Raw genomic sequence first — 21,114 nt, 5'->3', positions numbered from 1 at the left:
CTGCTACGCTTTCGGCGAGCGCCGAAAATACGAATAACATTCCGAGTTTTAGTTTTCTACACGCTTTGTTGTATAAAAATATTGATAATTAGTATATTATATATAGAGATAAAATTATTCGCTCACGGTGTATCTCGCGTCAATTTCCAAAATTAACTCCAGGTAGTTTTTCTTCAGCAGGATGATACAGTTGTTTAAATGCTCCATCAACGAGCTGCTGATGTCATGTAATTCCTTTATCGCCACATAATCCGGAATGCCGTCCTGTAAAAAATCTCCCTTATGCAACCTGAAGTGTTCTATGCTGGCTTTAATATCCTGTGGGAGATTCAAAGCTACCGTAGGGCAGGTAATTACGTGCAGGAGCAGTTTCCTGAATTCAACGGCATCTGCAGTCAGTGCCTCAAAAAAGGGCATGGCCACATCCACCGTGTAACTGTTGGAGCTGAAAATGAGGCTGATGCTATGTATCACACGAATCACCAGGTCGCTCAGCCGTACGGCATCCCGCTGGTAATCGAGTATCTGCTGGTACTGAAGTATCATTTCTCCTGCGCGGTCCGCCCCCAGCCGCAAAGCCTGGGTATAATGGTAGCGACAAGCCAGCACGTCATTGGCGGCCAGCCACTGCTGCTCCTGTTCCACATGTGTGGTGAGCTTCCTGGCAATACGCTCCGCCTTATTGGCCCGGTAACGTTTGCCGTCAAATTCAAAATGCGGTGTTTGCAGTTGCTGCAAAGCAATCGCCTGCAAGGTCTCCGAATCCTGGTAATCACGGTAGTAGGTCCGCATACGCAACACTACTTCCGGGTGATAAAGGCCCATAAAGCTGATCCTGCTCATTTCTTCCGTCGTAAGCGGCTGCAACGCCCGGATATCTATATGAGTAAATGCCCGGTTATCGTAATAATCATTAAAGGCTTTCGGAAATTCGTATATCCGGTGCCGTTGCTCCAGCTCTGTCACATACCGTTGTGGGCACATCCAATCGAAATCAACGGTTTCCAGCGTCAGTACTTCGTATACCCGGTTGGTTACCTCCTCCTGGAGCTGCTCTGCATTAGAAAAAAGCCGCCAGGCACTCTCTGTAATTAATTCCTTATCCACACCGGCCTCCAGGTACCTGTCCTCGCGCGACTCCGCATTAGGCTGAAACGCCCAGTCGTGCCGCAGCTGCACCCTGCTTTTCAGAAGTGCTTTGTGATAGGGCCCCGTCACTACAGGCAATCCCTCGGTGTCAAGTGTCGCGTAGCTTTGCAAAGTATAATACCTGATCAGTTGCTGCTGCACCTTGAAAATATTCTGAAACCGCTGTTTATGGTCATATAATTCCGGCATCTTATGCAAACAATGATCCATACAGTAACTGCCTATATCCGCCCTGCGGATGGCACTGAGTGCTGCCGCAGTACCCGCTGCATGCACGGCAATATCATCTGCCTGCAATTCCAGATCCCTGCTTACCTGCTGGTACTCCCGGTTGATGAGCTGATAGGACCGCCGCAGCAGTACCTGTATGGAGCTGATCACCCAGCAGGTAATGTGCACAAAAAATCCTGAAATGCTTCCACTCTGCCTGTGCCGGATCATATCATTCCAGCCATCATTTTCATACAGCATGTTATGCAGCAACTTATTTAAGCCATATACATAACTGCCCAAACGCATGCTGCCACCGGAAAAATGCCCGAATTCATGCGCCAGCAACATCCTGAACTCACTGATGTTGACACTGTTAACCAGCCCCAAACCTATTTCCAGATTCTTGCGCAATGGCCAGAACAAGTTGAAAAAACTGGAATGGTAAAAGAGTGAAATGCTGACATCCGGTACCAGAAATACCTTCCGGGGGAACCGGATCTGCGTTTCCTCCACCAGCTGCTGCAAAAATTTCGTCAGTTTTGGATGTGCCGCCAGGTCCAGCGGTAAACGATAAGGATTCACCGGTTGACTCCGATGAAATAAAAATCTCCCCAGAAAATACAAAATATTGCAACCCAGTACAATCAGCGCAACACCTGGAATGACAGACAAAAAATAGCCATAATAACGCATTAGCGCTATGCCGCCTGCAATACATCCTACTGCAAGCGCTATCGCGGTGAATACTAATGCCACGTACAACAAAAAAAACAAAATGATATAGCCAAACACCTTTATCAGTTGTTGCCTTGATGAAAACGTGGCTGCAGAGATCACACGGGCAGTATCCGCCCTGAGATCCGGGTTTAAGTTGGTCATAACATATCCTATGATTAAATACGATGGTTACTGGTTTAGGGATTTACTATAGACACTTTTTCCCGTATAAATGTTGAGAAAAACATGGGTCGGATAAAGATATGGTGAGATTAAACCAGTTGATAATTAACCAGTTGTGTGGTAAACTATTTAAATATTTTTTTATTACATGTGTTAATTTTTTGGGATCTGGGGTAAAAGAAAAAGCAGCAGGTACATGTGCGTGGACATATATCTGCTGCTTTAATATGTATACTAGATAAGAATCAGGTAAGAATAGGGTGCCTTTCAAACGGAGCGTTCCGGTCGAACAGGTACCTGTAAGTAGTAAGGGTACGGGTAGGCGTAGCTCCCAAACCTTCGGCTACATTAATCATTTTCGGATTGAAGTCGCCCACCCACTGCATTTCATAATCTACGTAAGGGGTATGGTGCTGGATAATCTTGGCTCCTTCCACGATCAGGTAGGCGTCTACCCCCATGGCCTGGAAGTCCGGAACGATCCCGAATATGATACCCACGAATTTTTTATTCGTACCCCGGATTTTCATCCAGAGAAACTGTATTTTCTGCCATAAACCAAATTTACCGTTAAACTTTTTCAGGTATTGATTCAGGTCGGGCAGGTTAAGCCAGATGCCAATTGGTTCGTCATGATAATAGATAAACCAGCAAAGGCGCTCGTCCAGCAAAGGTTTCATCTGCTTAAACAGGGCATAGGCCTGTTGTTCGCTCATATCCTTGCCGCCGGCATGCTTTGCCCAGGCTTTATTGTAAACCAGGGCAAACTCCCTTGCATAGCGTTCCAGCTCTCCTTTTTTAATATGTTCTGACCGGTACCCCGGATCTTTTTCAACTGCAGCATGGCGGTTAAAGAATTTGGCCCGCAGCTCGTCGTGCACCTTCATGCCATAACATATCTGGTGGAAAAACACCTGGAAACCATAGTTTTCCATCAATTGCTGATAGTAAGGCGGATTGAAGCTCATGCCATACAAAGGCTCGTGGAACCCTTCGGTGAGTAAGCCCCACCAATTATTGCGTTCCCCGAAATTAATCGGGCCGTCCATGGCGCCCATACCCCTGTCTTCCAGCCATTTCCTGGCAGTGTCAAACAACAGATTTGCTGCTGCCTGGTCATTGATACAGTCAAAAAATCCAACGCCACCTACCTTGCAGGTATCTCCTTTGCTCCTGTATTTCTTATTTACAAACGCGGCTAACCTGCCAATCAGCCGGCCGTTACTATCTTTCAAAATCCAGCGGATGCACTCACCAAACCTGAAGGCTTTGTTGAGCTTCGGATCAAAAACGGTGTTGATGTCTTTGTCCAGCGGGCGTATCCAGCCCGGAACATCCTTGTTCAGCTGTACATGTACATCCAGAAACTGCCTTGCTTTTGTTTCGTTATCAACAATTATCAAATCCATAGGGACTATTTGTGCAATTTGTGCAAATGTATAAAAATCCTTTTTGATGCATTGGCTGCCGCCAGGTAAAATATCCGGCTACCGTACTGGCATCATTTTTTCATATGCGATCCATATGAAACAACAATATATTATCCCGGCTGCGCTGGTGCTGCTACTGCTTATCCTAGGGCTGGGCTATTGCCGGCAGCAAAAAGATGTACGTAAAGTATTGGCTGAAAATGAGCGCCTGCACAATGAAAACCGTGATCTTAGAAGGAGCCTTGATCAATCCGGACGGGTAGCGCAACAGATTTCCGACCGCAAAGATATACAGCAAAGGGTAAATGCACAATTTGTAGACAGACGGGTGTATTTCCGGCAAAACTGGCAACAGTTCATTACCGTATCCCTGAGCGATTACCGCACCGGCTTACTCGGTGGAATAAAAGATCTCAGTATCATCGTCCGAAATCAAACCGATTACCCACTGGAAAATGCAGTGGTCACCCTGCAATACCTCCGCAATAACGACGAAGTCTTTAAAACAGAAGAATACGCCATCAAAAATATCCCTGCCCAGGGCCAGCAAACCTTACAGGCATCCAACAGCAGAAAAGGAAGTAAAGCTTCGGTAAAACTCCTTAGTATTACCAGTCAGGCTATGAATTTCTGCTGGTCCGTAAACAAAAAAGTAGCGCCCGGCACCCCTGATCCTTACGCCTGCGTGCCTTCCGCACCAGTGCCACAGAATCAGTAACTTTAAGTCATGATCACGCTACACCAAAGCACACATCCTTCCGTGAGTATCCGGGAATTATATGAATCGGCATTCCCATTGGCAGAGCGGCGGCCATGGCCTGCTCAGTTGAAACTTCTGGAAGCAGGCAAGCTTCGGCTTCTCGAAATTCACCGTGATGAACAGTATGCCGGATTTATATTTTACTGGTCTCTGCCTCACTTTGCCTTTGTTGAACATTTTGCAATAGATCCGAATGCAAGGGGAGGAGGTGCCGGTACTGCTGTGATGGAGCAAATGGCGGCAGCCTTGCCAGCAATTGTGCTGGAAGTAGAACCACCTGATACAGAACAAGCCATTCGCAGGATAAATTTTTATGAGCGGCTCGGCTACCGGACTTTTCCGGATTATTACGAGCAACCGCCATATCATCCGGGTTATGCGCCACTACAGTTGCAATTGATGTACCTTAACCTGCCGCCTGCCATGGATTTCGCTCAGATCAAAAAAGAACTCTATCGCGAAATATATCAGCAATAAAAAGATCCGCAACCAGTATGGCTGCGGATCTTTTAAATTTATAACACCAGTTACTTATCGGTCTCCACGTCTTGGTCGTTCCCCGCCACCGGAATTATTAGTCCTGGAAGGTTGCGATTGTTGCGGCTGCGAGCGTTGTACACGTTGCTGTGCTTCCTGTTGTGTTTGTCTGGCCTGTTGTTCCTGTTGCTGACGCTGAATTCGCTGTTGTTGCTCTTGCTGCTGACGCTGTTGCTCTTGCTGCTGTTGTTGTACCCTTTGCTGTTGCTGCTGTTGTTCCCTCTGAAGCCTTTGCTGTTGTTCCTGTTGCTGGCGTTGCTGTTGTTGTTGCTGCTGTTGTTGTTCTCTTTGAATCCTTTGTTGCTGTTCCTGTTGCTGACGCTGTTGTTGCTGTATCCGTTGCTGTTGTTCCTGTTGTTGACGTTGTTGCTGCTGTTGGACCTGTTGTTCCTGCTGTGCTCTTTGAATCCTTTGCTGTTGATCTCTTTGCTGTTGTGCCTGTTGAATACGTTGCTGGTCCTGCTGCAGGTTGCTGTTGTTCGTATTCACCCTGGAAGGGCGGCTGTTGCTATTATTATTGGCAGGAGCAGGGAAAGTGCTGCTACCGCTGTTAGTACCCGGGTTTACCCTCGAAGGTCTTGTGTTGTTATTGTTATTATTGCTGCCAGGGAAGTTATTATTGTTATCCGGTACCCTGGAAGGCCTTGTGTTATTGTTGTTATTATTGCTGCCAGGGAAAGTATTGCCATTGTTATCCGGCACTCTCGAAGGCCTTGTATTATTGTTGTTAGGGATAGTAGTATTATTACCACGGCCACCGTTGTTATTATTGGTATTTCCCTGATTAACTCTGCTACCCCCACCGTTGTTATAGCGGTTGTTATCCTGCTCTCTGCCTCGTTGAATAGCTTGCGCATCCGGACGATACATCTGTATCTGGTTATTGTTAATCCGGCTGGTTCCAGGTCTGCTGGCATCGGTGAGTCGTACCGGCCTTACATTGGAAGGTGCAGCAGGACCACGGTTAATCCGGTTGTTGTTGTAAACAGTGGTGTTATTGATAATCGTGGTGTTATTGATGTAGTAGTTATTTCGGCCACGATCCATGTAATAGTTGTGCATGCGTGAGTTACCAATGTACTGTCTGTTTACGAACGTCCAGTAGTTAACGTTGACAGAGTAACCCGAAGGGCCGAGCGGAGCCCATCCCCAGTAGTCGCCACCTGTACGCCAGTCAACCCATGCCGGACCCCATTCATTACCTGGAATCCACATCCATCCGTAACCGTTATCAAACATCCAGCGACCATAGTGGAACGGTGCCCATCCCCATGAATAGTCAGAGGCCCAGGTCCATCCGTAGTCAGTGTAAACCCAGTGTCCACCGGTGGAATAAGGTTGCCAGCCGGCCCCCATATTAGGAATCCAAACCTGGCTGTAGCCCGGGTAATTTACCCATCGGCCATAAGGACTCAGCGCATCATAAAAAGATACAGAGGCGCCTACCTGTAGGCCTGATCCATATCCACCATTATAACTGCTGTTATATCCGCTATTGTAACCACTGTCATAATCGCCGGGGGCGTAGTAAGTGCTGGCACAGCTAGTCAGGAACATGGAGACGGCAAGAAATGGGATAACAGATTTTTTTATCAACATTTTCATACTCCTGTTTTTGATGATTGGCTCCTGGTATTTAGACTGTCTGTGGATTAGTAATTCAGCTCACATATAAGGATTCTTTCCGGTACGGTCTAAAAGGCAGTTGTCTAATCGCTTTTTAGTAAAATTGTTAAAGCTTTGCTAATGAAAATATCGTTGTTTTAGCATCGCTGAAACATAGATTGCAAAAAGGATTCCAATTTTTTTGACCAACTCATAATCCTTGATAGATATGTTATTATAGTATGATATTATTAAATATATTTGTTCCTCATCTTATTAAGATAAAAATCTTTTTCTGCCAGCGTGACCGATTGATTAATATTGCCGCATGAACGAATTTTTTAGCATCCAACACATCTTTTTTACTGCCCTGGGCTATCCGGTAAGTTATATCGAGTTCATAGGTACCTTCACCGGCTTGTTATGTGTATGGCTGGCAGCGCGGGATCATATTCTTACCTGGCCCATAGGCCTGATTAACGTTTCCTGTTTTTTTGTGTTGTTCTGGCAATTGCAGTTGTATGCTGATATGTTTTTGCAGATTTACTTTTTTGCTACAGGCATATATGGCTGGATTTTCTGGTATAGCAAAAAGCCGGAAAACGAACCTATTTACGCTTTAAAAAATCGTACCCGTTGGACACTGGCGGGAGCCGTTGTGGTATTAACCGCTGCCATGGGTTATGTCATCAGCCACCTGCATCAGTGGTTCCCTGCTGTATTTGAACATCCTGCTGCGTGGCCTTATACGGATTCACTGGTGGCGGTACTCAGTGTATTCGCCAACATATTATTGGCAAAAAGAATCTGGGAGAACTGGTTATTTTGGGTTACGGTAGATGTTGTAGCCACTGTTATCTATTTCCAGAAAGATGTTCGCTTCCTCGGTATGGAATATTTCATTTTGCTCATCATAGCTTCGATGGGTTTGATCAAGTGGTTGAAAGACTACCGGAATCAAACCGCCTGAACCCTTCACCCTTTTTTAATGCACACCTATGACATTCATTCCTCGTAAAGATGTAAAACGCCTGCTGTTGGTATTCGCAGGTATATTCATACTCATGTTCTGCCTGCGCCTATGGTATGGTTACCAGTTCAAAAGCGTCACTATTTTCAACGAAGAAAATCCAGCTGAATCATTTGATTTTGGAGGCAGACGAAATTACGCTTCCGAAAAATTTTCCAAAGGTGAAAGCCCCAAAGCGGCAGTAATGGAGGCTATTTCCGCTGATGCCGGCAGCCAGAAGTACGAAAAGATTGCCCGCCTGAAAACCAAGTCCCAGCATTATTCCAGGGATGAAGAACAAATATACCAGCTTATCGACAGCTCTAAGTCCATCATCCAGTTTGAAAATAAAACAGGTAACACCGGAAAAAGAAGAGTGCAGTTGCTGATTGGCGTAATACCGGAGAAATTCGACTCTTTCTATCTGGCAGCACAGCGTATAGGCGTGGTGGTAGAACGCAATGTTACCAAAACAGACAAAACGAATGAATACAGTAAGTTGAATGCACAAAAGATTTCCTTACAGAAGACATTGCAGTCACTAAATGAATTGAAGCGTAGTCCTGGTAAAATTGAAGATTTTATAGCACTACATGATAAGATCTATGCCATTGAAACTGAGTTACAGAACCTGGGGGTAGAACTCGGCAGTTTCGACACGGTTAACGAATTCTGCACGGTACAGGTTTATATGTATGAAACAACGGTGGTTTCCGAAAATGTTATTCACTTCTCCACCCGCCTTGTACGGGCGCTGGAATGGACGGTAAAATATTACGGCATTTTTGTGCTGGGCGCAGCTTTTACTTTTGCGTTGATTGCTATCTTACTATATATCAGAGAGGTGATAGTCAGGGTATTAAAAAAGTAGTAGTAAAGGAGAAAAAACGATAGATATGTGCAGAGATGCATTTGTATCTTAATAGCATGAAAAACTTTTTGCTCTGGATAGCGCTGGCCATTCCTTCGCTGTCGCTATCCCAATCCCAATCATCTCAATCCCATCCAAACATCGTGTATATCCTTGCTGATGACCTGGGAATCGGTGATGTACACACATACAATGAAAATGGAAAAATAGCCACACCTAACATGGATCGGCTCGCAGCTGCTGGTATGAAATTTACAGATGCACATTCCTCCTCAGCAGTGTGTACCCCTTCCCGTTATAGTATACTCACGGGCAGGTATGCCTGGAGAAGCAGGCTGCAGAAAGGTGTGTTGGGTGGATTCAGTGCTCCATTATTGGACTCGAGTACGCTTACTGTGCCGGAACTGTTAAAAAAAGCGCATTATCAAACAGCCATTATCGGGAAATGGCACCTCGGTATGCAATGGCCGGGTACGGACGAACAGCATATTGATTTTTCACAGCCAATCCGCCTAACGCCGCTTAGCTATGGGTTTGATTACTACTATGGTATCAGTGCATCACTCGACATGCCACCGTACGTGTATATAGAAAATAATCATACCATCGAATTGCCGGTGGACAGCGTTTCCGCAAGCTCAGAAACACATGTACGAAAAGGTCCCAAGGGACCTTCTTTTGTGTTCAATGAAACGCTTGCCACCCTTACAGGTAAAGCAAAAGCGTATATTTCCGGACATAAAAATGAACCATTCTTTCTTTATTTCGCATTGCCTTCTCCCCATACTCCCCTGGTAACAGGCAGTGCTTTTCAGGGCAAAAGTGGGATCTGCGATTACGCGGATTATGTGATGGAAACAGATTGGGTGTTAGGGGAGGTGATGAAAGTACTGGAAGCACAAGGATTGAGTGAGAACACGCTGATAGTTTTCACAAGCGATAATGGCTATGCGCCTTATGCGGAATACGAAAAATTAAAAGCAGCAGGGCATGAACCGTCGTATATCTACCGTGGCGCTAAAGCGGATATCTATGAAGGTGGGCACAGGGTTCCCCTGATCGTAAGCTGGCCATCAACGGTTAAAGCTGGTACCACCAGTGATGCCACTGTGTGCTTATCTGATCTGATGGCTACCTGCGCAATTATTACTGGCCAAACACTCGCCGTTGAAGCAGGAGGCGACAGTTACAGTTGGTTGCCATTGTTGACAGGAAAGCCAAAGCAGTACAAACGCACTGTAACTATCCATCATAGCATTGATGGAAATTTCGCCATTCGAAAAGGTGCCTGGAAGCTGGCGTTGACACCGGGTTCCGGAGGATGGAGCGAACCCCGGACCGCACTGGCCCGTAAAGAGGGACTGCCGGAAATGCAGCTCTTTCATCTCCCGACAGACCCCGGAGAAAAAAATAATGTAGCGGCAGCGAATCCGCAAATAGTGAAGGAGCTGGAGGATTTGCTAAAAAGAAAAATTGCTGATGGCAGGAGTACATCAGGGCCAATGCTGGCTAATGATGTGCCGGTTGATATTTACAAAAGCGTAAAATAATAATGAGTTTCATCCGGCATCTCGCCGGATGAAACTCGTACTACAAGCCATTACACTTTATACTCCCCTACCACTTTCCCATCATCTCCTAACATCGTCAGTACCAGCTGTTGCTGATCTGCTTTGATCTTTATCAGTGTACGTTTGCCATCTTTTGGTCCGCCGCCGATAATCAGCGGATAGTTATGCTTGCCAGGTTCCGGCGGATGTACGCCATAGGTGTGCGTATGACCACATATGAGGATGTCGATTTTGTATTTGTTGAACAGGTCGCCGAAGAGGGCGCGACAATGCGATGCGCCATGCCAGTCACCTCCGTGGTGATGCGGGATATGCATCATCACTACTTTATGCTTTGCTTTTTTGTATGCAGGTGATTGCAGTTGTTTTTCGAGCCAGGCAGCCTGCTCTTCCCGGTAGGTATCGAAATCCACGATACCTGCATACACCGGATGGGTATCTTCCTTATCCTCGCCGGTATCCAGTACGATGGCAAATACAGGCCCCCAGGTGAACGAGAAGTAGTTGTTTTTACCTGGATTTTCAAAGTATTGGTGCCATTCGCGGGCGTATTTACCTCTCGTTTCGTGGTTGCCTCTTACATACATAAAAGGGGCTTGTGGGGAGAAGGTATCGCCGCAGGGAGTGAGCATATGGTCTATGATCTGTTGCTCGTCTGTCTGATAGTCGAATATATCGCCGTTAAAAAACACGAAATCGTAAGGATCGTTACCGTTCAGTTTCATCAGGTGGGGAATCGATTCCGGGCGATCATGAATATCGTTCAGAATCAGCCAGGAAACGGCTTTTGCCTGGGTATCTGGGGCGGTAAAGGTGTAGGTGTCACTCGAGAGGGTTTCTCCGTAAGTGAGTTTATAGGGCTGAAACTCGGTGATTTCCTTGGAAAACACTTTGTATTGGTACTTTTTTCCGGGTTCCAGTTGTTGGAGTGCAATGCGGTGGAGGCGGTTATTAGCCTCCACCAGGCCATGACTTACGTTATGCGCCTTTTGCATCGGTTGGCCTTCCAGTCCGTATTCAACCCAGCTGTAGGATGGCTGGGCTGTCAGCCACATCACGGTGATAGTATCCGGAGCAGGGTATTGGAGATAGGGTTTGGAGAGAAAAGTGTGTGCGCCGGCGATTGATTTTTCCTGCGGGCGGTCAATGGCGGCGCTTGCCAGGGTCGGCAAACCGGTTAGTCCCAGCAGCCCGGCTTTGGAAATATTACCGAGGAAGCTGCGGCGGGATTGTTCACTGTGTTTTTTCATATGATGTATTTAATTAAAGTCAATGCTCAAAATAAGTAACCTTGGGTACAGACGAGGTTAATTTTTTATGAATGGAATGGGTTGTGAAGAAATTTTCTTAAAGGATTTTATAGATTATTGTTTTAGTTAATATCATAGTTATTGCGGGCAGGTTAAGGGGATACATGGGGAGATAACTGCTAAACCTAGCAAAAAAGGGGTGTAAAACCTTTATTTTTCCGGGGTCGTGTTTTGATTTTCATCCATTAACACTTACCTTTGCGGCAAATTTTGGAAACTGTGGCAATAGCCCCGGTTTTGAGGAAATAACTTTTTAAGTATTTTATAAACCTCCTTAAAATATGCCTAACACAGGTAAGATCAAACAAATTATCGGTCCCGTGGTGGACGTGCACTTTGAAGACAAATTGCCCGATATCTACAACGCATTGGAAATCACCCGCGAAAATGGTCAGAAAGTAGTATTGGAAGTACAACAGCACCTGGGTGAAGACAGTGTTCGTTGTGTGGCAATGGACTCCACCGACGGTATGGTTCGTGGTATGGCCGTAGTGGATAAAGGCGCGCCTATTAAAATGCCAATTGGCGACCAGGTGAAAGGACGTTTGTTTAATGTGGTAGGTGAGGCAATTGATGGTCTGGGTCAACTGGATACCAGCGCTGGTTATTCTATCCACCGTCAGCCTCCTAAATTCGAAGATCTGGCAACTGAAACAGAAGTACTGTTCACAGGTATCAAAGTAATCGATCTGATCGAACCATATGCAAAAGGTGGTAAGATTGGTTTGTTCGGTGGTGCTGGTGTGGGTAAAACCGTACTGATCCAGGAGCTGATTAACAATATCGCAAAAGCGCACGAAGGTTTGTCCGTATTTGCTGGTGTGGGTGAGCGTACACGTGAAGGTAATGACCTGATGCGTGAGATGATCGAAGCCAACATCGTTAGATATGGTGATAAATTTAAAGAATCCATGGAGCATGGTGACTGGGATGTTGCCGCTGTGGATAAAGAACTGCTGAAAAACTCACAGGCTACCTTTGTGTTTGGTCAGATGAACGAGCCTCCTGGTGCACGTGCACGTGTGGCCCTCTCTGGTCTGACACTGGCAGAATATTTCCGTGATGGAGATGGCTCTGCAGGTGGTGGTCGTGATATCCTGTTCTTCGTTGATAACATCTTCCGTTTCACCCAGGCAGGTTCTGAGGTATCCGCGCTGTTAGGTCGTATGCCTTCTGCGGTAGGTTACCAGCCAACCCTGGCCACTGAGATGGGTCTGATGCAAGAGCGTATCACTTCAACCAAAAACGGTTCTATCACCTCCGTACAGGCGGTTTACGTACCTGCGGATGACTTGACTGACCCTGCTCCGGCTACAACCTTCTCCCATCTGGATGCTACCACTGTATTGGATCGTAAAATCTCCGATCTTGGTATCTACCCGGCTGTGAGCCCGCTGGATTCTACTTCCCGTATCCTGACTCCTGCCATCGTAGGTGAGGCACACTACAACTGTGCTCAGCGCGTTAAAATGATTCTTCAGCGCTATAAAGAGCTGCAGGATATCATTGCCATCCTGGGTATGGACGAGCTGTCTGACGAGGACAAGCTGACAGTATCCCGTGCACGTCGTGTACAACGTTTCCTGTCTCAGCCATTCCACGTAGCAGAGCAGTTCACCGGTCTGAAAGGTGTACTTGTTCCTATCGAAGAAACTATCCGTGGTTTTAACATGATCATGGACGGTGAAGTGGATGAGTATCCTGAAGCAGCATTCAACCTGGTTGGTAACATCGATGATGCTATCGCAAAAGGTAAGAAATTACTGGAACAGGCTAAAAACTAAGATTGTTGGTCATCCCTGCCCCGCAGGGATGACTCCACATAATTAACCATTTACCATCATTCACATGCTATTAGAAGTATTAACACCAGAAAGAAAGTTATACTCAGGTGAGGTGTACGGAGTACAGCTCCCAGGTATCGACGGTTCTTTTGAAATACTGGATAAACATGCGCCCTTAATTGCAGCGCTCGGAAATGGTAAGATGAAAGTGCTGAAAGATAAAACCCACACTGAATTTTTCACTATCAGTGGCGGATTCGTGGAAGTTTTACGCAATAAAGCTACCGTACTGGTAGAAGGTGCGGCAGCGCTGGATAAGAAATAATACCACCAGTTGAATATATTAGAAACAGGCCGGGTAAGATTACCCGGCCTTTCTTTTTGTCCTAACTATTCCAATCTTAGAAGAAACCCGCTGAATAAACAATATTATTCACGGGGTTTTTAAGACCCCATTTTCGGCACTTACGGTACCGGCTATACGAATAGCCAGCCACACGTAGTCCCTCCAACAGGGCAGCTTCAGTTGTGAAGCTGTATATTATTACCTAATGAATTCGCAGTTACAATGATTTTTTGCCAGTATGTATACAGTCACGGGTAAACGCTCGACATCATTTGTGGCCAGAGAAGGTGCTAATGATTTTTCAATAGGTTTTGCCTTCATAGGTGTATGCTAATACTCGGTATACGGTTTTCCCAGTGGGTTACAATACGCTCTTCACGATCTCTTACTTTAGCAAGATATTTAATTTGTTTTAAATAATCATATAATTCCTGTTCATTTTTACAGGTATAGTATACCCATTACTGTAGGATACAGATATTAGTGAGATAGGAACCGCCTCTTGTCCGGAATGACTAGTTAAGGGAAGGGTCAATCGGGAAATTTGCCATCATCGCGAAATTGCTGCCCATGCTCTTTAAGGCTTTCTGCCAGATCTGCTGCTCCTCTTTGTCGAACACAAGTGTGGTGGTAGCCGGGGAAATAATCCACGATTTTTCCTCCATTTCCTCACCCAGCTGTCCACTGCTCCAGCCGGAATACCCAATGAAGAACTTAATCTTATCAAGGTCCACCTGCCCGTTATTTATACTTTCTACCACCGTGTCAAAATGGCCGCCCCAGAAGATGCCAGGCCCTATCTGCATCCCGCCACTGATTACATCCGGCTGCTGGTGCACAAAGTGAATGGTATCCATCTGCACTGGTCCCCCCACATACACCGGTACCTTGGATACCAGCACGTCCGGTATCAACTCATCCAGCTGCTGGTCAAACAGCTTGTTCAGTACAAAGCCAAAGCTGCCTTTATCCTGATGTTCACAGAGCAATACTACTGTGCGGGCAAAATTCGGGTCTTTGAGAAATGGGTCTGCAATCAGCAACACGCCGGGCGCTAAGGTTACCATAAGCTTTCATTTTTATTCACTTGTATAAATTTAAGTGATTTCACGGAAAAGGTGTATCACGCAAAAATGTGGTTTGATTTTATCAGTGGGTGCTAAGTTAGTGACACCTTCGGTGTCACTGGTGGGTTCCGCGCTGCGCGCGGGTGGGCACTTTGCAGTTCGACACCTGTTGTGCCCGCACCTGTTGTGCCCGCACCTGCTCTGCCCGCACCTGTTGTGCCCGCACCTGTTGTGCCCGCACCTGTTGTGCCCGCACCTGTTGTGCCCGCACCTGTTGTGCCCGCACCTGTTGTGCCCGCACCTGTTGTGCCCGCACCTGTTGTGCTCGCACCTGCTCTGCTCGCACCTGTTGTGCCCGCACCTGTTGTGCCCGCACCTGTTGTGCCCGCACCTGCTCTGCTCGCACCTGCTCTGCTCGCACCTGTTGTGCCCGCACCTGCTCTGCTCGTAGCTGTTGCACAGAGTACCTGGGTTAGTTTTTACCTTGGTGTACCTGAAAAGCTGGTGCCGGGAGGGCACCAGCCCTCCCGGCCGGGCATTATCCGGCGCCGAAGGTGCCGGATAATGCCCGGAAATAAATATGTAACATACACGCTTTCAATAGCTTGTATATCATCTCCCTAAAAAATAAATAAAATGAAACGGAAAGAAAAAAGGAAAGTAGAAGAAATAAAAAAAGGAGGCTAGACAACCTCCTTACCATTTTATCAACCAAAATCTAAATCGCTTATGGAACGAATCCACGTCGATGTATGTAGAAAGTTTAATTTCTTGTGCTTTTGTCAAACCTAACTAAGCAAATTTAGTACCAGTTTGATAGGACAAAGGTAAGGAAAGAAGAAATAAAAAAAACAGAACTTCGCCGTTAAAATTACGTTAAAGTAATATTGAATTGCAGGCGCAGCGCCAACAAACTATCATAACATTCTAATTTTGTATCATTGTTGCTATAGCAAGCATCGTTTTTAACAAAACAATACTGCCACAACGTCCCTTATTTCTTTAAATTTAGAGCTCACATATACTTGCATGATACCGTTGAAGCGAATTTTTCCTGTCATAGTTGCACTCATCACCATCTCTCTGTTTGGCATCATTTATATCCAGGTAAACTGGATCAAAAGTGCCGCCGTTATCAAGAGCAAGCAGCTGGATCAGCGAGCCATTGATGTAGTGTACGATATCAGACAGTACTTTATCAATCACCGCGGCAGTACCGTACAACTCCGCATCAATCCATCAACCGATCCTACCAATAATTCACTGAACCTCGACTTCGGGAAACCACAGGTATTCAAACCCAGTGTAAGCGACCTGTTTACCCCCACCGAAATTCAAAAAGTGATCATGAACAGCCTCAAAGAACACCGGCTGGACACCACCCACTTTGAATTCGCTATTTCAGGTCAAATACCGGGCTTCCGCCCCGGATGGAGGATACAGACACCCGGATTTGCCGACCTGTTCAGCAAACTAACGGACAAGGATACACTCCGGCAAATCAAGGACTATAAAATGAAAATCATCTCCCTGGATGAAAATATGGGTACCAATTCTGAACAATTGTTCCTCATTACCCCCACCCAGGATGAAGTAGTGCGACAACTGACCTATATGATCATCGGCGGTATCAGTTTTACACTCATCATCATCACCGCCTTCGCACTCACCATCCGCACGATGCTGAACCAGAAGAAACTATCTGAAATAAAATCGGACTTTATCAATAACATGACCCACGAGCTCAAAACGCCGCTGGCCACCATATCCCTCGCCATTGACGCTATCGGCAATGAAAAAGTGATGGATAACAAAGATAAAATCCGCTATTTCTCCGGCATCATCAAGGAAGAAAATAAACGCATGAACAAACAGGTGGAATCCATCCTGCAGTCGGCCCTGCTCGAAAAAGACGAAATCGGCCTCAAACTGCAAGCCACCGACGTACATGACGTCATACAACACACCGTGGATAACCTCCAGCTCCAGCTGGCGGCTAAAAACGGCGTGGTGGACCTCCAACTGAACGCCATTAACCCGGTGATCATGGCGGATGATGTGCATTTCTCCAACGTGATATTTAATCTCCTGGATAACGCCATCAAATACTCAAAAGAAAACCTGGAAGTTTCCATCAACACCCATAATACCCGCAAAAGCCTGTTTATCATCATCACCGATAACGGTATCGGTATGAGTCGCGACACTATTTCGCGTATCTTTGAAAAGTTCTACCGCGCTCACACCGGCAACGTCCACAACGTAAAAGGTTTCGGCCTCGGACTCAGCTATGTGAAAGCGATTGTAGATGCTCATCACGGAAAAATTAAAGTGGAAAGTGTAGTAGGGAAAGGAAGTAAATTCACCCTCGAATTTCCACAGGAATAGTAAAGGAAACAGCGCATGATTATTAGTGAAAAAGAAGCCCAGCACTTCAAACACGCTATTGCCGTTCCGGGATTCGGACTGGCGATGCAGGAAAAATTGAAAATGTCCCGCGTGCTCGTTATCGGCGCCGGCGGCCTCGGCAGCCCGGTGATCCAATATCTCGGTGCCAGCGGGGTAGGTATAATCGGTATCGCGGACTATGGCGTTATCAACGATGAAGACATGCCACGCCAGCCCATCTACCACGTGCAGGACGTGAAAAAACACAAAGCTAAAATGGCCGGCAGCCGCCTCTATGGCGTAAATCCGTTTGCCCGCCCATTCCCGTTGCTGTTGCAGGCAAAACCGCAAACAATGGCGTTTCTGCTCGATGGCTTCGACATTGTAGTGGATTGCACCCAACATCTGCCCTCACACCTCCTGATCAACGATGCCTGCATTATCCACGATAAACCACTTGTGGTGGGAGAAGTGCATAACTGGCTCGCCTGGTACGGCGGTTTCAATATGCCCATGCCTGACGGTACAAGGTCCGCATCCTACCGCTGCGCACAAGACCTGACAGACGATTACCGCAACTACGATGCAGGCGCACTAGGGGTTACCCATGGCGCCACCGGCATGCGCATCGCCACAGATGTGATCAAATACCTGATTGAAGTGCCGATCGGACTTACCAACAAACTATACGGCATCGACTATCTTCATAATACCAACACGGTACATGAGCTAACCGCTGACAGGGAAGCCATGGAAGCCGTGAAAACAAACGGCCTCCTGACCGCAGAAGACTACGGACTGGATATTGTTCCGGATGTGGAAGATTAATCTGCGTGCAGTTTTAATACCGTTTTGGCTTCTCCTACCTTCAGGTGGTGCTTCATGCCTAATTTTACCGCATAGTTAGCCGGCTGATGGCCAATAGGGAAGTTGTAACAAACAGGATAATCGTAATCTTTCACCAGGTTGTGAATGATCTCATATTCCGACTGGCCGAACGGGGTCTGGGTTTCCTTGCCATCGGTAAAGGCGCCTACTACCAGTCCGGCCAGTCCATCCAGCCACCCGGCCCTTTTCAGGTTGTACATCATGCGGTCCACATTGTACCGGTATTCCCCGATATCTTCGAGCAACAGGATCTTTCCTTTCGTTTTTACCTGGGATTTAGTACCGGATATGTTAGCCAGCATGGACAAATTACCGCCTACCAGCAAGCCACTGGCACTGCCTTCGCGGTTGAGCACATGGGACGGGGTATTGTAACTGTATTTCCTGCCTTTGATAATCTGTTCCAGGCTGTGTACATATTCGTCTTCCACCGTGTCAGGCGTAATGCCGCTACACATCAGGGAATGAATGGTAGGAATGCCATAACGTTCATGGATATGTGCATGCAATACCGTGATATCACTGTAGCCGCATAACCATTTTGGATGCTTATGGAACTTTTTAAGGTTTAGTTTGTCGATTATACAGCCCATACCGTAGCCGCCACGACCAAAAAGTATAGCTTTGATCTCCGGATCATCCAGCATGTCCTGCAGCTCTTCCAGCCGCAGCTCATCAGGGGCGGAGAAGTTATGGAAACTGGTGCCCACAGTAATGCCAAGGTGTACGCGATAGCCCCAGCCACGGATTACCTCCGCAGCATACTCGGCAGCAGCCAGCTCCATTTTACTGCTGGAGCAGGTGATGCCTATTAAATCACCTTTTTTCAGATATGGTGGAATTCTTACCATTGTACTTTTGTTTACCTTTGTAAGATTGATATGTCCTCACGGACACATCGCCCGGACTAAGTTGATGAATTACATTGGCTATTCCAAAAACAAAATTATTTTTAGTATTCTTTAAGATAGTATGGGAAAATTTAACAGATATCTAATAACTGCGGCGTTACCGTATGCCAATGGCCCTGTTCATATCGGGCACCTGGCCGGCTGCTATATTCCCGCAGATATTTACGTGCGATATCTTCGCGCCAAAAAAGCTGATGTAAAATTCGTTTGCGGAACTGATGAACATGGGGTACCCATCACCATCAAAGCAATGAAGGAAGGCATCACCCCACAGGACGTTGTGGATAAATACCATAAAATTATTGGCGACAGCTTTGCAGCAATGGGTATCTCTTTCGATATCTTTTCCCGCACCAGCAACAAAGTTCACCATGAAACCGCTGCTGAGTTTTTCCTGAAAATGTACAACGACGGCCTTTTCGAGGAAAAAGAATCAGAACAGTATTATGATCCAAAGGCCAACATGTTCCTGGCCGACAGATATATCATCGGTACCTGCCCGCACTGCGGCAACGATAAAGCCTATGGCGATCAATGCGAAAAATGCGGTAACAGCCTTAGCCCGGATGAACTGATCAACCCGCACTCCGCCCTCAGCGATGCCGTGCCTGTAAAGAAAAAAACCAAACACTGGTACATGCCTTTACAGAACTACGAACCATGGCTCAATGAATGGCTGCTGGAAGGTCATAAAGAGTGGAAAAATAACGTGTACGGACAGTGTAAAAGCTGGTTGGACAGCGGTTTGCACCCACGTGCGATGACCCGCGACAGCAACTGGGGTATCCAGGTGCCACTGCCAGACGCCGAAGGTAAAGTGCTGTACGTGTGGTTCGACGCCCCGATCGGTTACATCTCTGCCACAAAAGAACTTACTGATAACTGGGCCGACTACTGGTGTCAGGAAGATACCAAACTGGTTCATTTTATTGGGAAAGATAACATCGTTTTCCACTGTATCATATTCCCGAGCATGCTGAAAGCACACGGTGGATATGTACTCCCGGATAACGTACCTGCAAACGAATTCCTGAACCTGGAAGGCGATAAAATCTCCACCTCCCGTAACTGGGCCGTATGGGTAAATGATTATATCTGCGACTTCCCGGATCAGCAGGATGTACTGCGCTATGTGCTTACCTCCACTGCTCCTGAAACAAAAGATAACGACTTCACCTGGAAAGATTTCCAGGACAGGAACAACAATGAGCTGGTAAATAACCTGGGTAACTTCGTAAACCGCGCTATGGTGCTGATGCACAAGCTGTGCGGAGGCAAAGTGCCTGCATTGCATGCTGACCTGGTAAATGACGAAGACCGGCTGATGCTGGCAGAATTTGCAGCTGCAAAAGAACGTGTGGAGAATGCGCTGGAAGCCTACAAGTTCAGAGAAGGTTTATCCGAAGTAATGGCGCTTTCCAGTAAAGGTAACCAGTACATGCAGCGCAATGAGCCATGGATACTGGCCAAAGCCATCGAAAAACTGAAAAAAGGAGAACCACATGATAAATACACCGCAGATGATTTGGAGATGCTGCAAAAACGCATCGACATCTGTCTGCATATTTGTCTGCAACTGACCGCAAACCTGGCTATCCTTATCAATCCATTCCTGCCGTTCACCGCTAAGAAAATGATGCACATGATGAAAGTGGTAGAACGTATGCTGGATTGGGAAAATGCAGGTTCTGCAAAACTGCTGAGCGTAGGGTATAGTCTCCGTGAACCTGAACTGCTGTTCAAGAAAATTGAAGACGATGCCATCAATGCCCAGCTGGCAAAACTGGCAGCATCCAAAAAAGCCATCGAAGCTGCTGCAGCTGCTACCGCCGCCGCATTGGCACCGAAGGAAGAAAAACCGGCTGCTCCTGCAAAACCGGAAATTCAGTTCGACGATTTCGCTAAACTGGACCTGCGCGTGGGTACCATCATCACCGCAGAAAAAGTGGAAAAAGCTGATAAACTGCTGAAATTACTGGTAGATATCGGCACCGAGCAACGCACCGTTGTTTCCGGTATCGCAGCACATTTCGCACCGGAAGATATCATCGGCAAACAGGTAACGCTGGTGGCCAACCTGGCCCCCCGCAAAATGCGTGGTATTGAAAGCCAGGGCATGATCCTGATGGCAGAAGATAACGGTAAACTCGTTTTCGTAAATCCTGCCGAGGCGGTGAAGCCCGGTAGCGGCGTAAGCTGAGTTCAACTTTCCAAGTTATAAATTTAAAGTCCTGCCTTACCGGCGGGACTTTTTTGTGTGCGCCAGGCATGGCGATCTGCTATAGGGTGCAAGTCCCGAACCCACTTTGTAGTAGGAAGGGTTAGCCAATAGCAAGGGTGTCGCGGGCGACTGCGAATCTGAAGGAAGCTGGCGG

At 46.7% G+C, this 21,114-nt stretch carries 17 protein-coding genes; 10 read left to right on the top strand and 7 right to left on the bottom strand.

Annotated elements, in window-relative coordinates; all coding sequences use genetic code 11:
• Positions 1–114 precede the first annotated feature (114 nt).
• The gene (locus tag KW844_RS19550; protein WP_218378473.1) at positions 115–2,241 is read right to left on the bottom strand and encodes a M48 family metalloprotease; all 2,127 of its coding nucleotides are present in this window, start codon (positions 2,239–2,241) and stop codon (positions 115–117) included.
• 266 nt (positions 2,242–2,507) lie between these two features.
• On the bottom strand, positions 2,508–3,671 hold the full coding sequence (locus tag KW844_RS19545) for a hypothetical protein (RefSeq protein WP_218378472.1): 1,164 nt from the start codon (positions 3,669–3,671) through the stop codon (positions 2,508–2,510).
• Positions 3,672–3,786: 115 nt separating this feature from the next.
• On the opposite strand from KW844_RS19545, the gene KW844_RS19540 reads away from it, so the two are divergent.
• Entirely contained in the window at positions 3,787–4,410 is a 624-nt protein-coding gene (locus tag KW844_RS19540) for a hypothetical protein (protein WP_218378471.1), read from the top strand.
• 9 nt (positions 4,411–4,419) lie between these two features.
• Positions 4,420–4,929, top strand: coding sequence for an N-acetyltransferase (locus KW844_RS19535; RefSeq protein ID WP_218378470.1), 510 nt, complete (start codon positions 4,420–4,422; stop codon positions 4,927–4,929).
• Positions 4,930–4,983: 54 nt separating this feature from the next.
• Here KW844_RS19535 and KW844_RS19530 read toward each other — a convergent pair whose 3' ends face one another.
• Positions 4,984–6,594 carry a DUF6600 domain-containing protein gene (locus KW844_RS19530; protein WP_218378469.1) on the bottom strand — a complete coding sequence of 537 codons (1,611 nt, stop codon included), beginning with the start codon at positions 6,592–6,594 and terminating at the stop codon, positions 4,984–4,986.
• A 328-nt stretch (positions 6,595–6,922) separates the two neighbouring features.
• Here KW844_RS19530 and pnuC point away from each other — a divergent pair, with 328 nt between their 5' ends.
• The 3 genes from pnuC to KW844_RS19515 are packed head-to-tail and all read left to right on the top strand — an operon-like array spanning position 6,923 to position 10,024.
• Positions 6,923–7,564, top strand: a complete 642-nt coding sequence (gene pnuC, locus KW844_RS19525) for a nicotinamide riboside transporter PnuC (protein WP_218378468.1) — start codon at positions 6,923–6,925, stop codon at positions 7,562–7,564.
• A gap of 28 nt (positions 7,565–7,592) precedes the next feature.
• Entirely contained in the window at positions 7,593–8,474 is an 882-nt protein-coding gene (locus KW844_RS19520; RefSeq protein WP_218378467.1) for a DUF4349 domain-containing protein, read from the top strand.
• A gap of 56 nt (positions 8,475–8,530) precedes the next feature.
• The gene (locus tag KW844_RS19515; RefSeq protein WP_218378466.1) at positions 8,531–10,024 is read left to right on the top strand and encodes an arylsulfatase; all 1,494 of its coding nucleotides are present in this window, start codon (positions 8,531–8,533) and stop codon (positions 10,022–10,024) included.
• A gap of 50 nt (positions 10,025–10,074) precedes the next feature.
• On the opposite strand, the gene KW844_RS19510 is transcribed toward KW844_RS19515, so the two are convergent.
• A complete protein-coding gene (locus tag KW844_RS19510) occupies positions 10,075–11,295 on the bottom strand; it encodes a metallophosphoesterase family protein (RefSeq protein ID WP_218378465.1) in 1,221 nt (406 codons plus the stop codon).
• A 341-nt stretch (positions 11,296–11,636) separates the two neighbouring features.
• On the opposite strand from KW844_RS19510, the gene atpD reads away from it, so the two are divergent.
• On the top strand, positions 11,637–13,139 hold the full coding sequence (gene atpD, locus KW844_RS19505) for a F0F1 ATP synthase subunit beta (RefSeq protein WP_218378464.1): 1,503 nt from the start codon (positions 11,637–11,639) through the stop codon (positions 13,137–13,139).
• Positions 13,140–13,203: 64 nt separating this feature from the next.
• Positions 13,204–13,464 carry an ATP synthase F1 subunit epsilon gene (gene atpC, locus KW844_RS19500; RefSeq protein ID WP_218378463.1) on the top strand — a complete coding sequence of 87 codons (261 nt, stop codon included), beginning with the start codon at positions 13,204–13,206 and terminating at the stop codon, positions 13,462–13,464.
• Between the two features lie 536 nt (positions 13,465–14,000).
• On the opposite strand, the gene KW844_RS19495 is transcribed toward atpC, so the two are convergent.
• Both KW844_RS19495 and KW844_RS19490 read right to left on the bottom strand, forming a co-directional pair.
• Positions 14,001–14,552: a YqgE/AlgH family protein gene (locus tag KW844_RS19495; RefSeq protein ID WP_218378462.1), complete on the bottom strand. Its 552-nt coding sequence runs from the start codon at positions 14,550–14,552 to the stop codon at positions 14,001–14,003.
• 115 nt (positions 14,553–14,667) lie between these two features.
• On the bottom strand, positions 14,668–15,012 hold the full coding sequence (locus tag KW844_RS19490) for a hypothetical protein (protein ID WP_218378461.1): 345 nt from the start codon (positions 15,010–15,012) through the stop codon (positions 14,668–14,670).
• Positions 15,013–15,590: 578 nt separating this feature from the next.
• Here KW844_RS19490 and KW844_RS19485 point away from each other — a divergent pair.
• On the top strand, positions 15,591–16,940 hold the full coding sequence (locus KW844_RS19485; protein ID WP_218378460.1) for a sensor histidine kinase KdpD: 1,350 nt from the start codon (positions 15,591–15,593) through the stop codon (positions 16,938–16,940).
• A gap of 15 nt (positions 16,941–16,955) precedes the next feature.
• A complete protein-coding gene (locus KW844_RS19480) occupies positions 16,956–17,768 on the top strand; it encodes a ThiF family adenylyltransferase (protein ID WP_218378459.1) in 813 nt (270 codons plus the stop codon).
• On the opposite strand, the gene KW844_RS19475 is transcribed toward KW844_RS19480, so the two are convergent.
• A complete protein-coding gene (locus tag KW844_RS19475) occupies positions 17,765–18,679 on the bottom strand; it encodes an LD-carboxypeptidase (protein ID WP_218378458.1) in 915 nt (304 codons plus the stop codon). The two genes, KW844_RS19480 and KW844_RS19475, sit on opposite strands and share 4 nt — an antisense overlap.
• 121 nt (positions 18,680–18,800) lie before the next feature.
• On the opposite strand from KW844_RS19475, the gene metG reads away from it, so the two are divergent.
• On the top strand, positions 18,801–20,939 hold the full coding sequence (gene metG, locus KW844_RS19470) for a methionine--tRNA ligase (protein WP_218378457.1): 2,139 nt from the start codon (positions 18,801–18,803) through the stop codon (positions 20,937–20,939).
• Positions 20,940–21,114 lie beyond the last annotated feature (175 nt).

The organism is Chitinophaga sp. sic0106, assembly GCF_019219075.1.
GTDB lineage: Bacteria > Bacteroidota > Bacteroidia > Chitinophagales > Chitinophagaceae > Chitinophaga.
This window is presented reverse-complemented; position numbering and strand designations above follow the sequence as displayed.

Coding starts and splice junctions, on each gene's coding strand:
- KW844_RS19510 (WP_218378465.1), bottom strand. CDS start 11,295: ATGAAAAAACACAGTGAACAATCCCGCCGCAGCTTCCTCGGTAATATT.
- atpC (WP_218378463.1), top strand. CDS start 13,204: ATGCTATTAGAAGTATTAACACCAGAAAGAAAGTTATACTCAGGTGAG.
- KW844_RS19545 (WP_218378472.1), bottom strand. CDS start 3,671: ATGGATTTGATAATTGTTGATAACGAAACAAAAGCAAGGCAGTTTCTG.
- pnuC (WP_218378468.1), top strand. CDS start 6,923: ATGAACGAATTTTTTAGCATCCAACACATCTTTTTTACTGCCCTGGGC.
- KW844_RS19515 (WP_218378466.1), top strand. CDS start 8,531: ATGAAAAACTTTTTGCTCTGGATAGCGCTGGCCATTCCTTCGCTGTCG.
- metG (WP_218378457.1), top strand. CDS start 18,801: ATGGGAAAATTTAACAGATATCTAATAACTGCGGCGTTACCGTATGCC.
- KW844_RS19480 (WP_218378459.1), top strand. CDS start 16,956: ATGATTATTAGTGAAAAAGAAGCCCAGCACTTCAAACACGCTATTGCC.
- KW844_RS19475 (WP_218378458.1), bottom strand. CDS start 18,679: ATGGTAAGAATTCCACCATATCTGAAAAAAGGTGATTTAATAGGCATC.
- KW844_RS19495 (WP_218378462.1), bottom strand. CDS start 14,552: ATGGTAACCTTAGCGCCCGGCGTGTTGCTGATTGCAGACCCATTTCTC.
- KW844_RS19530 (WP_218378469.1), bottom strand. CDS start 6,594: ATGAAAATGTTGATAAAAAAATCTGTTATCCCATTTCTTGCCGTCTCC.
- KW844_RS19520 (WP_218378467.1), top strand. CDS start 7,593: ATGACATTCATTCCTCGTAAAGATGTAAAACGCCTGCTGTTGGTATTC.
- atpD (WP_218378464.1), top strand. CDS start 11,637: ATGCCTAACACAGGTAAGATCAAACAAATTATCGGTCCCGTGGTGGAC.
- KW844_RS19535 (WP_218378470.1), top strand. CDS start 4,420: ATGATCACGCTACACCAAAGCACACATCCTTCCGTGAGTATCCGGGAA.
- KW844_RS19540 (WP_218378471.1), top strand. CDS start 3,787: ATGAAACAACAATATATTATCCCGGCTGCGCTGGTGCTGCTACTGCTT.
- KW844_RS19550 (WP_218378473.1), bottom strand. CDS start 2,241: ATGACCAACTTAAACCCGGATCTCAGGGCGGATACTGCCCGTGTGATC.